General features: G+C 72.4%; 11 protein-coding genes. 9 read left to right on the top strand and 2 right to left on the bottom strand.

What is annotated here, in order from left to right:
• The first annotated feature begins 29 nt into the window (after positions 1–29).
• The 5 genes from ACFPIH_RS28785 (at position 30) to ACFPIH_RS28805 (ending at position 5,243) form a co-directional block, all read left to right on the top strand.
• Complete coding sequence (locus tag ACFPIH_RS28785; RefSeq protein WP_381178247.1) at positions 30–1,256, top strand: acetyl-CoA C-acetyltransferase; 1,227 nt, start codon at positions 30–32, stop codon at positions 1,254–1,256.
• Positions 1,243–2,697, top strand: a complete 1,455-nt coding sequence (locus ACFPIH_RS28790; protein WP_381178250.1) for an OB-fold domain-containing protein — start codon at positions 1,243–1,245, stop codon at positions 2,695–2,697. Before ACFPIH_RS28785 ends, ACFPIH_RS28790 begins: the two co-directional genes overlap by 14 nt.
• A complete protein-coding gene (locus tag ACFPIH_RS28795) occupies positions 2,694–3,902 on the top strand; it encodes an acetyl-CoA acetyltransferase (RefSeq protein ID WP_381178253.1) in 1,209 nt (402 codons plus the stop codon). The genes ACFPIH_RS28790 and ACFPIH_RS28795 overlap by 4 nt, the downstream gene beginning before the upstream one ends.
• A gap of 28 nt (positions 3,903–3,930) precedes the next feature.
• A complete protein-coding gene (locus ACFPIH_RS28800) occupies positions 3,931–4,725 on the top strand; it encodes an SDR family NAD(P)-dependent oxidoreductase (RefSeq protein WP_381178255.1) in 795 nt (264 codons plus the stop codon).
• 95 nt (positions 4,726–4,820) lie between these two features.
• On the top strand, positions 4,821–5,243 hold the full coding sequence (locus ACFPIH_RS28805; RefSeq protein WP_381178258.1) for a hypothetical protein: 423 nt from the start codon (positions 4,821–4,823) through the stop codon (positions 5,241–5,243).
• Between the two features lie 6 nt (positions 5,244–5,249).
• On the opposite strand, the gene ACFPIH_RS28810 is transcribed toward ACFPIH_RS28805, so the two are convergent.
• Positions 5,250–7,937 (bottom strand): ABC transporter permease subunit, encoded by a 2,688-nt coding sequence (locus tag ACFPIH_RS28810; RefSeq protein ID WP_381178260.1) that lies wholly within the window; start codon positions 7,935–7,937, stop codon positions 5,250–5,252.
• Between the two features lie 137 nt (positions 7,938–8,074).
• On the opposite strand from ACFPIH_RS28810, the gene ACFPIH_RS28815 reads away from it, so the two are divergent.
• Genes ACFPIH_RS28815 through ACFPIH_RS28830 form a run of 4 tightly spaced genes read left to right on the top strand, consistent with a single transcriptional unit; the run spans position 8,075 to position 12,795 of the window.
• The gene (locus tag ACFPIH_RS28815; RefSeq protein WP_381178263.1) at positions 8,075–9,316 is read left to right on the top strand and encodes an ABC transporter substrate-binding protein; all 1,242 of its coding nucleotides are present in this window, start codon (positions 8,075–8,077) and stop codon (positions 9,314–9,316) included.
• 32 nt (positions 9,317–9,348) lie between these two features.
• A complete protein-coding gene (locus ACFPIH_RS28820; RefSeq protein WP_381178266.1) occupies positions 9,349–10,053 on the top strand; it encodes an ABC transporter ATP-binding protein in 705 nt (234 codons plus the stop codon).
• A gap of 13 nt (positions 10,054–10,066) precedes the next feature.
• Positions 10,067–11,416: a phenylacetate--CoA ligase family protein gene (locus tag ACFPIH_RS28825; protein WP_381178269.1), complete on the top strand. Its 1,350-nt coding sequence runs from the start codon at positions 10,067–10,069 to the stop codon at positions 11,414–11,416.
• Positions 11,413–12,795: an acyl-CoA reductase gene (locus tag ACFPIH_RS28830; RefSeq protein WP_381178271.1), complete on the top strand. Its 1,383-nt coding sequence runs from the start codon at positions 11,413–11,415 to the stop codon at positions 12,793–12,795. Before ACFPIH_RS28825 ends, ACFPIH_RS28830 begins: the two co-directional genes overlap by 4 nt.
• Here the strand turns inward: ACFPIH_RS28830 and ACFPIH_RS28835 are convergent.
• On the bottom strand, positions 12,770–13,384 hold the full coding sequence (locus ACFPIH_RS28835) for a TetR/AcrR family transcriptional regulator (protein WP_381178274.1): 615 nt from the start codon (positions 13,382–13,384) through the stop codon (positions 12,770–12,772). The two genes, ACFPIH_RS28830 and ACFPIH_RS28835, sit on opposite strands and share 26 nt — an antisense overlap.
• Positions 13,385–13,416: the final 32 nt, after the last annotated feature.

Consider the following 13,416-nt stretch of genomic DNA (forward strand, 5'->3'; position numbering starts at 1 on the left):
GCCGCCCCTTTTTCAGAAAGGCAGGACCGATGCGTGACGCGGTGATCTGCGAACCCGTGCGCACCCCCGTCGGCGGCTACGGCGGCGTCTTCCGGGACGTCACGGCGGCCGAGCTGGCGGCCACGGTCGTACGCGCCGTGCTGGAGCGCACCGGCATACCGCCCGGTGCCGTCGACGACGTGCTCCTCGGCCAGTGCTACCCCAACGGCGAGGCCCCGGCCATCGGCCGCGTCGCCGCCCTGGACGCCGGGCTGCCCGTGGAGGTGCCCGGACTCCAGATCGACCGCCGCTGCGGCTCCGGCCTCCAGGCGATCATCACCGCCGCGATGCAGGTGCAGACCGGCGCGAGCGACCTCGTCCTGGCCGGCGGCGTGGAGTCCATGAGCCAGGCCGAGTTCTACACCACCGACGCCCGCTGGGGCGTACGCGGCGCGGGCACCATGCTGCACGACCGGCTGGCCCGTGGCCGGGTCACCTCCGGCGGCGTCCACCACCCGGTCCCCGGCGGCATGCTGGAGACGGCTGAGAACCTGCGGCGCGAGTACGGCATCCCGCGCGAGGAGCAGGACCAACTGGCCCTGAACTCGCACCGGAAGGCGGTGGCGGCGCAGCAACAGGGCCGGTTCACCGACGAGATCGTCCCCGTCACGGTACGCACCCGAAAGGGCGAGACGGTCGTCGACACCGACGAACACCCGCGCCCCGACTCGTCGTTGGAGAAGCTCGCGACACTCCGTCCCGTGCTCGGCCGTACGGACCCGGACGCCACGGTGACCGCCGGCAACGCCAGCGGCCAGAACGACGGCGCCGCGCTCTGTGTCGTCACCCACCCCGAACGCGCCGCCGAACTCGGTCTGCGGCCCCTCGCCCGCCTGGTCTCCTGGGCCGTCGTCGGCGTACCGCCCCGGACGATGGGCATCGGCCCCGTTCCCGCCACGGCCAGGGCGCTGGAGCGGGCGGGGCTCAAGCTCGCCGACATCGACCTGATCGAGCTCAACGAGGCCTTCGCCGCCCAGGTGCTGGCCTGCACCCGCGCGTGGGGCCTGACCGAGGCCGACTTCGAGCGGTTCAACGTCAACGGCTCCGGCATCTCGCTGGGCCACCCCGTCGGCGCCACCGGTGGCCGCATCCTCGCCACCCTGCTGCGCGAACTCGACCGCCGCCAGGCCCGCTACGGCCTGGAGACCATGTGCCTGGGCGGCGGACAGGGCCTGGCCGCCGTCTTCGAGGCACCCACAGCTCATGGAAGGCACTGACATGGCCGGACTGATCGCCTACGGCGCCCATGTGCCGTACCACCGCCTCGCCCGGGCCGATGTCGCCGCCGCCCTCGGCACGGCGGGCGGCCGCGGCACCCGCGCGGTCGCGGGCTACGACGAGGACACCACGTCCATGGCCGTCGAGGCGGCCCGCGGCGCCCTGGGCCAGGGCGGCCTGCGCGCCCGCGTCGGCCAGCTCTTCCTCGCCACCGCCACGCCCGCCTACCTCGACAAGACGAACGCGACCGCCGTGCACGCCGCCCTCGGGCTGGACGAGCACGTCCTCGCCGTCGACATGGCCGGTTCGGTCCGTTCGGGCCTCGGCGCCCTGGTCGCCGCCGCCCGCTCCCCGGTCCCCACCCTGGCCGTCCTCTCCGACCTGCGCACCGGACTGCCCGGCGGCGCCGAGGAGATCGCGGGCGGCGACGCGGCGGCGGCGTTCGTCTTCGGCGGCCACCGCAACGGGGCGCCCGTCCTCGCCGAGCTGCTCGCCCACGACACCGTCAGCGACGAGATCCTCGACCGCTGGCGGCTGCCCGGCGCCCCCGCCTCCCGCGTCTGGGAGGAGCGCTTCGCCGAGCAGATCTACGTCTCCGTCGCCGAGAAGGCGCTCACCGCCGCCCTCGACCACGCCGGCCTGGAGCGGGGCGCCATCGACCACTTCGTCGTCGCCGGACTGCACGCACGCGCGTGCGCGGCGGTACGGCGCGGGTCGGGCGTCCGCCCCGAGACGGTCACCGCGGACCTCACCGGCACGGTCGGCAACCCCGGCACCGCCCAGCCCGGACTCCTCCTCGCCGACGTACTCGACCGGGCCCGGCCCGGCGAGCTGATCGCGCTGGTCGTGCTCGGCGACGGCGCCGGAGTCCTGCTGCTGCGCACCACCGACGCCCTCCCCGAGCACCGCGCGGCCCGTCCGGTCGCCGCGCAGATCGCCGCGGGCGGCCCCCCGATGCCGTACGCCGCCTATCTCTCCTGGCGCGGCCTTCTCGACCGGGAACCGCCCCGCCGCCCCGACCCGGAACCGCCCTATGCCCCGCCCGCGCACCGGCGCGCCGGCTGGAAGTACGGCTTCGTCGCCGCCCGCTGCGAGAAGTGCGGCACCCGGCAGCTGCCGCCGGACCGGGTGTGCGCCTCCTGCCACGCCGTGGACTCCATGACCGACGAGCCGATGGACGCCGTACGGGGCACGGTGGCGACCTTCACCGTGGACCGACTGGCGTACACGCCGAGCCCGCCCATGCTGGTAGTGGTGGTCGACTACGACGGCGGCGGCCGGTTCCGCTGCCAGCTGACCGACGCGACCGAGGCCGACGCGGTCATCGGCGCCCGGGTGGAGATGACGTTCCGGCGCACGGTCACCGCGTCAGGCATCCACAACTACTTCTGGAAGGCCCGGCCGGTGCGTTCGGGAGACGACAAGGAGACGGTCGGATGAGTTCGAACGGAATCCGGGACCGGGTCGCGATCGTCGGCATGGGCTGCACGCCGTTCGGCGAGCACTGGACCAAGTCGGCGGACGATCTGCTGGTCGACTCGGTGGGCGCGGCGGTGACCTCCGCCGGCATCGCCCTCGACGACATCGACGCGTTCTGGTTCGGCACCCAGGCCTCCGGCGTGTCAGGACTGACCCTGAGCCGCGCCCTGCGCCTGCCGAACAAGCCGGTCACCCGCGTCGAGAACATGTGCGCGACCGGCTCCGAGGCGCTGCGCAACGCCTGCTACGCGGTCGCCTCCGGCGCCTACGACGTGGCGATGGCGGTCGGCGTGGAGAAGCTCAAGGACTCCGGCATGTCCGGTCTGTCCGGCACGGCGATCCCCGGCGCGGGCGACGACAGCCGCGGCGAGATCACCGCCCCCGCCAACTTCTCCCTCCTCGCCCCCGCCTACGCCGCCAAGTACGGCCTGTCGGAGGAGGAGCTGAAGGACGTCATCACCCGTATCGCCTGGAAGAACCACGTCAACGGCGCCCGCAACCCGCGCGCCCAGTTCCGCAAGGAGGTGCCGCTGGAGCGCATCCGGTCGGCGCCGATCGTCGCGGGCATGCTCGGTGTGTTCGACTGCTCCGGTGTCTCGGACGGCTCGGCCGCCGCGATCGTGGTCCGCGCCGAGGACGCCTACCAGTACACCGACAAGCCGATCTTCGTGAAGGCGCTGTCCTTCGTCGCGGGCCCGGCGGACGGGCTGATCGACCCGGAGTACGACTTCACCACCTTCCCCGAGGTCGTCGCCTCCGCGCAGGAGGCCTACCGGCAGGCCGGCATCACCGACCCGCGCGCCGAACTCGCCCTCGCCGAGGTCCACGACTGCTTCACCCCGACGGAACTGGTGCTGATGGAGGACCTGGGCTTCGCCGAGCGCGGCCAGGCCTGGAAGGACGTGAGCAGCGGGGCGTTCGATCTCGACGGCGCGCTCCCGGTCAACCCGGACGGCGGCCTCAAGGCCTTCGGCCACCCGATCGGCGCCTCCGGCCTGCGCATGATGTTCGAGGCCTGGCTGCAACTGCGCGGCGAGGCCCCGCCGGAGCGCACGGTGAAGACCGTCGCCGAGGGCCGCTCCCTCGCCCTCACCCACAACCTGGGCGGCGGACCGGGCGAATGCGTCTCCTTCGTGTCCGTCGTCGGCAGCGAACTGAGCGACTGACTCTCCGACTGAGAAAGGCGGTTCGGGCATGGGACGGCTCGACGAGAAGATCGCGGTCATCACCGGCGCCGCGTCCGGCATCGGCGCGGCCACCGCCCGCCGTGTGGCCGCCGAGGGCGCCCACACGGTCGTGGCGGATCTGAACCTGGAAGGCGCCGAGGCGGTCACGGAGGAGATCCGTGCCGCCGGCGGCTCCGCGACGGCGGTCGCCGTCGACCTCGGCGACGCCGACAGCGTACGGGCCATGGTGGCGTCGGCCGTCGAGACGTACGGCGGTCTCGACGTCCTGCACAACAACGCCGCGGCCACCCATCTGGCCGCCCGTCTGGACCTCGCCGTCGCCGAGGCCGATCCCGCGGTCTGGGACGACACCATGCGGATCAACCTGCGCGGCACGATGGTCGCCATCCAGTCCGCCGTCCCGCACCTGGTCGCCCGGGGCGGCGGCTCGATCATCAACACCTCCTCGGGCGCCGGCCTCGCCGGGGACCTGCGCAATCCCGCGTACGGTGCCTCGAAGGCCGCGCTGATCAACCTCACGCAGTACGTCGCCACCCAGTACGGCAAACAGGGCGTGCGCTGCAACGCCATCGCGCCCGGCTTCATCGTCACGCCGGCCAGTTCCGGCTCGGCGCACGGGGCGATCCGGGAGGCGATGCTGCGCCACCACCTCACCCCGCGCCTGGGGCGCCCGGAGGACGTCGCCTCGGCGGTCGTCTTCCTCGCCTCCGACGAGTCCGCCTTCGTCACCGGCCACACCCTGCGCGTCGACGGCGGCCTGCTGGCCCACCAGCCCTACGTGGCCGACCTGCGCGACGCCTGACCTGAGCCGGAAAGAGCGCCCTGCGGTAATCCCAAGGACGACCGCAGGGCGCTTCTGGCATGCTCGGCGCATGAGGACCGAGCCCAGAAAGGGCGATGCCGCGTAGCCGGCCGTCGCGACTCCGTGCCGCGCGCCCCGTACGGCGGCACCGATCGTCCGCCCGGCGCGAACCGGGTCTGCCCCGCGCCTCCAGCACGCTGGCGGCGGCGGTCGTGCTCCTGGAGCACCGGCGCCTGTGGCCCGGTGCGGTGGCACAGGCCCTGCGGCAGTGGTCACGCCACGCCCGCCGCCCGGGGCTCGCGCTCTCGGGAGGCTGCGGCTGTCCGCTCTGCGATCCCTTCTCCTCGACCGAGGAGCGCGCGGTCCTCGAACTCGCTCTCCGCGCGCTCCCGCCACGGCCGGCCCGTGAGCTGCGACTCCTGGTCCAGCCACTCGACGAGCTGTTCCTCTCCCGCAGCTCGCCCGACCCCTTCGCCCCGTCGGACGAAGGGTGGTGGACCCGGCGATGCTGGGGCTGACCGCGGTCAGGCCAGCGCCTCCGGCTCCAGGTCGCCCAGGTAGGCCGCCCGTACCGCAGGGTCGCGCCGCACCTCCTGCGGGGTGCCGGCGCAGATCCGGCGGCCGAAGTCGAGGACGACGACCTCGTCGCAGACGCTCATCACCATGTCGACGTCGTGCTCGACGAGCAGCACCCCCATGCCCCAGTCCTCGGCGAGCCGCCGCACCAGCGCCGCCAGCTCGCGCGTCTCGTCGTCGGACAGGCCGGCGGCCGGCTCGTCCAGGAGCAGCACGGACGGCGCCGCCGCCACCGCGCGGGCGATCGCCAGCAGCCGCCGCTCCCCGTACGACAGGTCGCCCACCGGCCGGTGCAGGCTGTCCCGCAGCCCGAACTCCCGTACGGCGACGAGGACATGGGCGGGCAGTGGCCGGCGCCCCGGCCGGACCAGGTCGGTGAGGTACGCCCACGGTCCCGGCCGGTCGCAGGCGGCGTACAGGTTGTCCAGGACTGTCATGTCCTCGAACAGTTCCAGTGACTGGAAGGACCGGCTCACCCCGGCGCCGGCCCGTCGGTGCACGGGCAGCCGGGTCAGGTCCCGCTCGCCGAGGCGTACGGTGCCCGACGCGGCCCGGGTGAAGCCGGTGACGGCGTCGATCGCGGAGGTCTTGCCGGCCCCGTTGGGCCCGATGAGACCGACGACCCGGCCCGGCTCGACGTCGAAGGAGAGCCCGTCGACGGCGACGACACCGCCGTAGCGCACGGTCAGTCCCTGGACGCGCAGGGCGAGCGGAGCGGCCCGGTGGGTCTCCGGCTCGGGCTCCTCACTCAGGAGCTCGGGTGCGGGTGCGGGCCGCTTCGGAAGCAGGCGCGCCGCACCCTTGCCGACCTCCCGGCCGATGCCGTCCTGGTTGCCCACCAGGGTCAGCACCAGGGCGACCCCGCCGATCAGCGGCATCCAGTCGCTCAGCCCGGGCAGGATCAGGTCGCCGAAGCGGGCGCCGACCGTGCCCGCCGCGAAGGTGGCGCCGAACAGCGGGCCGACCAGGAAGCCGGCGCCGCCGATGACGGCGAGTCCGAGCGCGGTGATGGAGTCGAAGCTGGCGAAGTCGGCGAAGACCACCGAGGTCGAGCGGAAGCCGATGAGGACCCCGGCGAGCGCGGCGACGGCCGCGGACAGCCCGAAGGCGTAGAGCTTGACCGCACGGACGTCGATGCCGAGGGCCGCGGCGGCCCGCTCGTTCGCCCGGACGGCGACGAGCCGGCGGCCGGTGCGCCCGCGCCGCACGTTGGCGACCACGAGCGTGGCGGCGACGAAGAGGAGCAGGACCACGGTGGCGTAGCGCTGGGGATGGTCGACCCCGGAGATGCTGATGCCGAACAGGGTCTGCTTGCCCACCGCGATGCCGTCGCTGCCCGGTGTGGTGGCCAGGTCGGTGTTCTGGAAGACCATCGCCTCCAGGGTCGTGCCGAGGCCGAGCGTGATGATGGCGAGGTTGACGCCGCGGGTGCGGACCGCCGGCAGGGCGAACAGCAGGCCGATCGGCACCGTGCCCAACACACCTGCGAGCAGGGCGAGTTCGAACGGCCAGCCCCAGTCGGCGGCGGCGTGTCCGGCGATGAAGGCACCGGTCCCGGCGAGGGCGTAGGCTGCGAGAGAGACCTGTCCCGCGTATCCGGTCACGACGACGATCGACAGGATGATCAGCGAGAGCACCAGGGTGTTGGTGATCGCGTCGGCCCACAGCGGGGTCGACACGCTCACCAGGACCAGTGCGACCACGACGGCGAGGACCAGCGGGACGGGGCGGACCCGGCCGGTGCCCAGGGCGGGCAGCCGGTCGAGGAAGGTGCCGCGCAGCGGCAGCGCCCGGCCGCGCGCGACCAGCACGAGGGCGATGAACAGGAAGGGGACCGACGAGGCGAGCCCGGTGACGCCGGAGCCGAAGCGGGTCAGCTCGGACTGTACGACCCCGATGACGAGGCCGCCCGCCAGGGTGACGGGGAACGAGGAGAACCGGCCGACCAGGGCGGCGGCCAGCGCGCTCAGCAGGAGTGTGGTCAGGCCCGACACCGACAGGCCGATCACCGGGACGATCAGGATGCCCGTGAGACCGGCGAGCGCGGAGCCCAGTGTCCAGTTGGCGCCGGCGATCAGGTCCGGGGACCAGCCGAGCGAGGCGGCGATGCCCTCGTTCTCCGCGACCGCGGTGGTGCCGAGCCCGAACAGGGTGTGGCGGTAGAGGAGGTGCAGGCCGACGGTGATGACTACGGCGATGGCGAGGAGCCAGACGCGGTCCTCGGAGACCGTGGCCCCGGCGATGTCCAGCAGCTTGGTCGGCAGCTTGCCCGGCACCAGTTCCAGGCTGTCGCCGTAGCGTTTGACGGCGACGGCGGTGATCACGATGAACACCGCCAGCGTGCCCACCAGACGGGCAAGCGAGGACGCCCGGCGCAGCGGGCGGATCACCAGCAGGTGAGTGAGCAGCCCCAGCAGCGCGGAGGCGATGACCCCGCAGACCGTGGCGGGCCAGTACGGCACGCCGTGCTGTGCGGAGAGCTCCCACTGCACGTACGCACCGGCCATGCCGATCGCGCCGTGGGCGAGATTGAGCACGCCGGAGCCTCGGTAGACCAGCACGATGCCGTGCGCGGTGAGCGCGTAGAGGGCTCCAAGCCCCAGGCCGAGCAGTGCGAAACGCAGGACGTCGTCCATCTGTGGCACCTCCAGACAGACAGAGTAATTATTTAAATAATTGTGTCCAGAGTACTTCACTAACGAATGTCGCGGCTCCATGCTGTTCGGCATCTCGACGTCGCCCGATTTCCGGGCGCGAGCCTCGTGGAGGAACCATGAACCACCCGCTCCGACGCAGAACCGCAGCGGCAGGCTGCCTCGCGCTGACCACCACCCTGCTCGCCGCCGGCTGCGGGGGAGGGAGCTCCGACAGCTCCGCCGAGACCTCCTCGCTGAAGGGCACGCCCGTCAAGGTGATGGTCTGGGCGCCGGAGGACACCCAGGGCAGCGCCCAGCCGGGCGTGCGGCTCACCGCCCAAGCCTACGAGAAGTGGGTCAACGCCAACGGCGGGATCAAGGGCGCGCCGCTGAAGGTGCTCACCTGCAACGAGAAGAACGACCCCGACGAGGCCGAGAAGTGCGCCCAGCAGGCGGTCGCCGACAAGGTGGTCGCGGTCGTCGGCTCCTACAGCCTGGCCGGTGACCGGTACATGCCGATCCTGGAGAAGGCCGGCATCCCCTACCTGGGCGGCACCGGGGTCTCGGCGGCGGAGTTCTCCAGCCCGCTGTCCTTCCCGGTCAACGGCGGCACCCCGGCGGTGTTCGCGGCCCACGGCCGGCAGCTGGTGGAGTCCGGCTGCAAGAAGATCTCCGGCGTGCGGTACGACGTCGCCGCCGCCGCGATCGTCTCGCAGTTCCTCACCCTGGGCGCGGTGGCCGCAGGCGGCTCGGCGCCCAAGGACCTCAAGGTGCCCCTCACCGCCACCGACCTCGCCCCGCAGGTCGCCGCCGCCACCAAGGGCAGTGACTGCGTCAGCGTCATCCTCGGCACGCACTCCGACCTGTTCGTGAAGGCGTACGTGCAGTCCGGCGCGAAGACGAAGCTCGGCAGCGTGGTCGGCAACCTCACCCCAGAGCTTGCGGCGAGCACCGGCGGCAGCAGCAGCCCGCTGGAGGGCTCCGTGATCACCGGCTACTACCCGCCGGTCTCCGACGCGTCCTGGAAGAACTTCACCGACGCCGCCGGCGGCAACAAGGAGATCGACACCTCCAACGGCGCCAACGAGACCACCTGGGTCGCCTTCACCGTCTTCACCCAGGCCGTCAAGCAGCTGTCGGCGATCACCCCGAAGGCCCTGGTGCAGGAGCTGAACACCACCTCCGGCATCAGCACCGGCGGCCTCACCCCGCCGCTGACCTGGAGCGCGTCCACCGCCCTTCCGATCAAGGGCCTCAACCGCATCCACAACACCACCGCCACCGAGCTGGTCATCCGCGACGGCAAGATCGAGTGGGCGAAGTCCGGATCGACCTTCGTCGACGTCCGCAAGGACCTGACGGCCGCCTCAGCCGGCTGACCTGCCGGCCGAGTGACTTGAGGAGAACGTCCGTGCACGACACCGGACAGCCCCTGATCGAAGCCCGCGCCCTGTCCGCCGGATACGGCGCACGGCCCGTCGTCAGCGATCTCGACATCGAGGTCCGCCCCGGCGAGGTCGTCGCCCTCCTCGGACCCAACGGCGCCGGCAAGACCACGACACTCCGTGTCCTGTCGGGCGATCTGACCCCCATGGGCGGCGAGGTGCTGTGGCTGGGTACCAGCGGCCACGCACCGCTGCACCGGCGCGCCCGTGAGGGCCTCGCGTACGTCGGCGAGCGGGCCGTCTTCAGCCGCCTCGACACCGCCGACAACCTCCGGGTGGGCCGGGTGAGGGCCGAGCGGGCCCTCGCCCTCTTCCCCGAACTCGAAAAACGCATGAAGACCGGCGGCGGGATGCTGTCGGGCGGCGAGCAGCAGATGCTCTCGCTGGCCCGCGCGCTCAGCCGCGACCCGAAGCTGCTCCTCGCGGACGAACTCTCCCTCGGCCTCGCCCCCCTCGTGGTCGACCGCCTCCTGCGCGCGGTCCGGGAGGCGGCCGACCAGGGGCTCGGCGCCCTGCTGGTGGAGCAGCACGTGCGCAAGGTGCTCGACATCGCCGACCGTGTCTACGTCCTGAGCCGGGGCCGGGTCACCATGACCGGCACCCCGAAGGAACTGCGCGGACAGCTCGACGCGATCGAGTCCTCCTACCTCGCGAACCACCCGACCCCCTGACCCGATTGAGGTGATGCCCGTGCCCAGCGCACGCGAACAGATCCGGTCCCTCGCGGTGACCGGCGGCACCTTCGACCAACCCGCCGACGAACTGCGGGAGTTGCAGCTGGAAGCGGCGAGGGAGACCTTCGCCGCGCACCGCGAGCGCATCCCGCTGCTGCGCACCCGGGCCGAGGAGACCGGAGTGCGCGACATCGGCGGCTTCGAGGACCTCGTACCGCTGCTGTTCTCGCACACCAGCTACAAGTCGTACCCCGTCTCCTTCATCACCCAGGGCCGCTGGGACCGCCTGCTGCGCTGGTACTCGACCGTCTCCGTGGTCGAACCGGACGAGGTCGACGTGGCCGGCGTCCGCGACATCGACGAGTGGACCGACCGCGTCACGGCGGCCGGCCACCGCCCCTACATCACCAGCGGCACCTCCGGGAAGGTCTCCTTCCTCAACTGCGACACCAGCGACCTGGACTTCCTGCACGACATCCTGGAGAACCTCACCTGCTGGCCCGACCCCCTGCCGCCCAAGCCCACCCGCCGCGCCTATCTGCTCGCCCCCGCGAGCGGCCCGATGCGCTCCATCGACGGCTACCGCTGGCACGCGGAGGTCTTCGGCCGGCCGGGCGAGACCCGGCTGCTCACCGACGAACCACTGCGTGTCTCCGACCTGATGAGCAGCGCGCTGCTGCGCCGCCGCATGGCGGAGGGCACCGCGACCCCGCAGGAGATCAGCACCTTCGAGAACGTGTCGGCGGCCCGGGAACGGGACCTGGACGAGGCCGTGACCCGGATCGTCGACGACATCGCCGAGCACCGCGACGAACCGCTCCTCATCGCCGGGATGAACAACCAGCAGTTCACCCTGATCCAGGCGCTGCGGGCGCGCGGCGTCACCGACGGCAGCCTGCACCCCGACACCCTGGTCCTCAGCGGCGGCGGCAACAAGCTCCGCGCCCTGCCCGACGACTACCAGCAGCAGTTCGCCTCCTTCTACGAGGGTGTCCGGCGGGTCCGCAGCTACGGTATGACGGAGCTCCAGGGCTCCTGCCTCGCCTGCGAGGAGGGCCACTACCACCTGCCGCCGTGGGTGATCCCGCTGGTGCTCGACCAGCCGGGCGAGAAGCTGCTCAACACCGAACAGGCCGTCGTGGAGGGGCGGTTCGCGTTCCTCGACGTCTCCCTCGAAGGCCGCTGGGGCGGACTGATCAGCGGCGACCGGGTCTTCGTCGACTTCGCGCGGTGCCCCTGCGGCCGGCCCGGACCCGCGGTCCTGCCCGACATCCAGCGCTACGGCGACCTCGGCGGCGACGACAAGATCACCTGTGCCTCGACACTCGACACCTACGTACGAGGGATGATCCACGGATGACCGGCACGACACTCGACGGCGCCGTCGCCGTCGTCCACGTGATCCGCGGCGAGGTCGACGAGGGCCCGCACATCACCCACGGCCGGGGCGGCTTCACCGCACCCGCCCTCGACCTGGACGGTCTGGTCTGGCCGCGCCCCGAGCCCGGCCCCGCCTTCCATGTGCCCACGGCGGAGATCGTCGACCTGCTGGTGGCCACCGGCGAGGCGCTCAAGGCGGACCGCGGCGGTCTGCTCGCCGAGGCGCTGGAGCGCATGACCCCGCTCAGCTCGCTCCCCGCGGAGGTCCTCGAACGCGCCTACGCCGCCCTCTGGCGCAGCTTCCAACGGCCTTCCCTGCACGCCCAGATCGACCACGAACTCGGTGGCGCGGAGACGCTCGACGGCTGGCGCGAGGTACGGCTGCCCGACGGCCGGATCGCCGCCACCCGCGCCCACCCGCCGCGCCTGGTGCACATCATCGCCGGCAACGCGCCCGGTGTCGCCGCGATGTCCGTCGTGCGCGGCGCCCTCACCAAGGGCGTCAACCTGCTGAAACTGCCCTCGAACGACCTGTTCACCGCGACCGCGATCCTGCGCACCATGGCATCGGTGGCCCCCGGGCACCCCGTGGTGCGCTCGTTCTCCGCCGTGTACTGGCGCGGCGGCGACGAGAGCGTGGAGAGCGTGCTCTTCCGCCCGCAGTTCTTCGACAAGCTGGTCGCCTGGGGCGGCGAGTCCACCATCCGAGGCGCCCTGAAGTACGTGGGCCCCGGCTTCGAGCTGGTCTCCTTCGACCCCAAGACGTCCATCTCGATGATCGGCCGCGAGGCCTTCGACTCCGAGGAGTCCCTGGCCCGGGCCGCCGAGGCGGGCGCGGCCGACGCCGCGTTCTTCAACCAGCAGGCGTGCGTGGCCAGCCGCTTCCAGTTCGTCGAGGGCACCGAGGAGGAGGCCGACCGCTACGCCGCGCTGCTGTGCGAACGCCTCGGCGTGGCACGGGAGTTCAACTCGGCGGGCGGGCCGCGGGTACCGGCCGAACTCCGCGAGGAGATCGACGTACTGCGGTCCATGGAGCCCGACTACCGGGTGTGGGGCGGCTACGACGGCCACGGTCTGGTCGTCCGGTCTCCCGAACCGGTGGACTTCCACCCGGACGGCAAGATCGTCAACGTGGTGCCGGTGGCGGCCCTCTCCGACGCCGTCACCCACGCCGGAGTCGCCACCCAGACCGTCGGTGTGTACCCGGACGCCCGCAAGGCGGAGCTGCGCGACGCCCTCGCCTGCGCCGGGGTGCAGCGCGTGGTGTCGATCGGCAAGGCCGGAGGCATGCCACCGGGCCTCTCGCACGACGGGTTCCACCCGCTGCGGCGGCTCATGCGCTGGGTGAACGACGAGTGACCTCCGTCAGATAGCCCCGCAGCATCACCTTCGCCTCGTCCAGCAGGGCCGCGTCGCCGTCCGGGGCCCGGCGGAAGGCCTCCTGGGCGAGGGCGTCGGCCGCGAGCATCGCGGCGTGGCAGGCACGGGCGAGCGCCTCGTCGTCGCGGGCCATCCCGAGTGCCAGCAGCACCCGGCGGATCCCGTCGGACATCCGCCGTTTGTGCTCGCGGTCGGCGGCCCGGGTCCGCTCGGTCAGGCCGCTGCCGAACCACAGGGCACGAAAGCCGTGTTCGGTGCGGTAGACCGCCGCGAACGCGTCGACCAGGACCCCGACCGGGTCCGCCCAGCGGTCCTGCGCGGCGGCCAGGACCAGGTCGTCCATCGCGGATTCCAGGCGCTCGAAATACCCGGCGGCCAGCGCGTCGATGATCGCGTTCCGGTCGGGCAGGTACTGGTACAGCGAGCCGACCGACACCTTCGCCTCGGCCGCCACCCGCGTCGTCGTCAGCGCCTCGACACCTTCGTCCACCAGGATGCGCTCGGCCGCCCGCAGCACCAGTGCGAGGCGTGCTCTGCTGCGGGCCTGGCTGGGGGTACGGCGCAGCACGAAATCGTCTCCGAACGTGAACGTGACTTTGT

The sequence above is a fragment of the Streptomyces vulcanius genome, assembly GCF_042653945.1.
GTDB classification, from domain to species: domain Bacteria; phylum Actinomycetota; class Actinomycetes; order Streptomycetales; family Streptomycetaceae; genus Streptomyces; species Streptomyces mangrovi.

Excerpts from the sequence above, each read along its gene's own strand:
- ACFPIH_RS28785 (WP_381178247.1), top strand. The coding sequence starts at position 30 with ATGCGTGACGCGGTGATCTGCGAACCCGTGCGCACCCCCGTCGGCGGC.
- ACFPIH_RS28790 (WP_381178250.1), top strand. The coding sequence starts at position 1,243 with ATGGAAGGCACTGACATGGCCGGACTGATCGCCTACGGCGCCCATGTG.
- ACFPIH_RS28795 (WP_381178253.1), top strand. The coding sequence starts at position 2,694 with ATGAGTTCGAACGGAATCCGGGACCGGGTCGCGATCGTCGGCATGGGC.
- ACFPIH_RS28800 (WP_381178255.1), top strand. The coding sequence starts at position 3,931 with ATGGGACGGCTCGACGAGAAGATCGCGGTCATCACCGGCGCCGCGTCC.
- ACFPIH_RS28805 (WP_381178258.1), top strand. The coding sequence starts at position 4,821 with ATGCCGCGTAGCCGGCCGTCGCGACTCCGTGCCGCGCGCCCCGTACGG.
- ACFPIH_RS28810 (WP_381178260.1), bottom strand. The coding sequence starts at position 7,937 with ATGGACGACGTCCTGCGTTTCGCACTGCTCGGCCTGGGGCTTGGAGCC.
- ACFPIH_RS28815 (WP_381178263.1), top strand. The coding sequence starts at position 8,075 with ATGAACCACCCGCTCCGACGCAGAACCGCAGCGGCAGGCTGCCTCGCG.
- ACFPIH_RS28825 (WP_381178269.1), top strand. The coding sequence starts at position 10,067 with ATGCCCGTGCCCAGCGCACGCGAACAGATCCGGTCCCTCGCGGTGACC.
- ACFPIH_RS28830 (WP_381178271.1), top strand. The coding sequence starts at position 11,413 with ATGACCGGCACGACACTCGACGGCGCCGTCGCCGTCGTCCACGTGATC.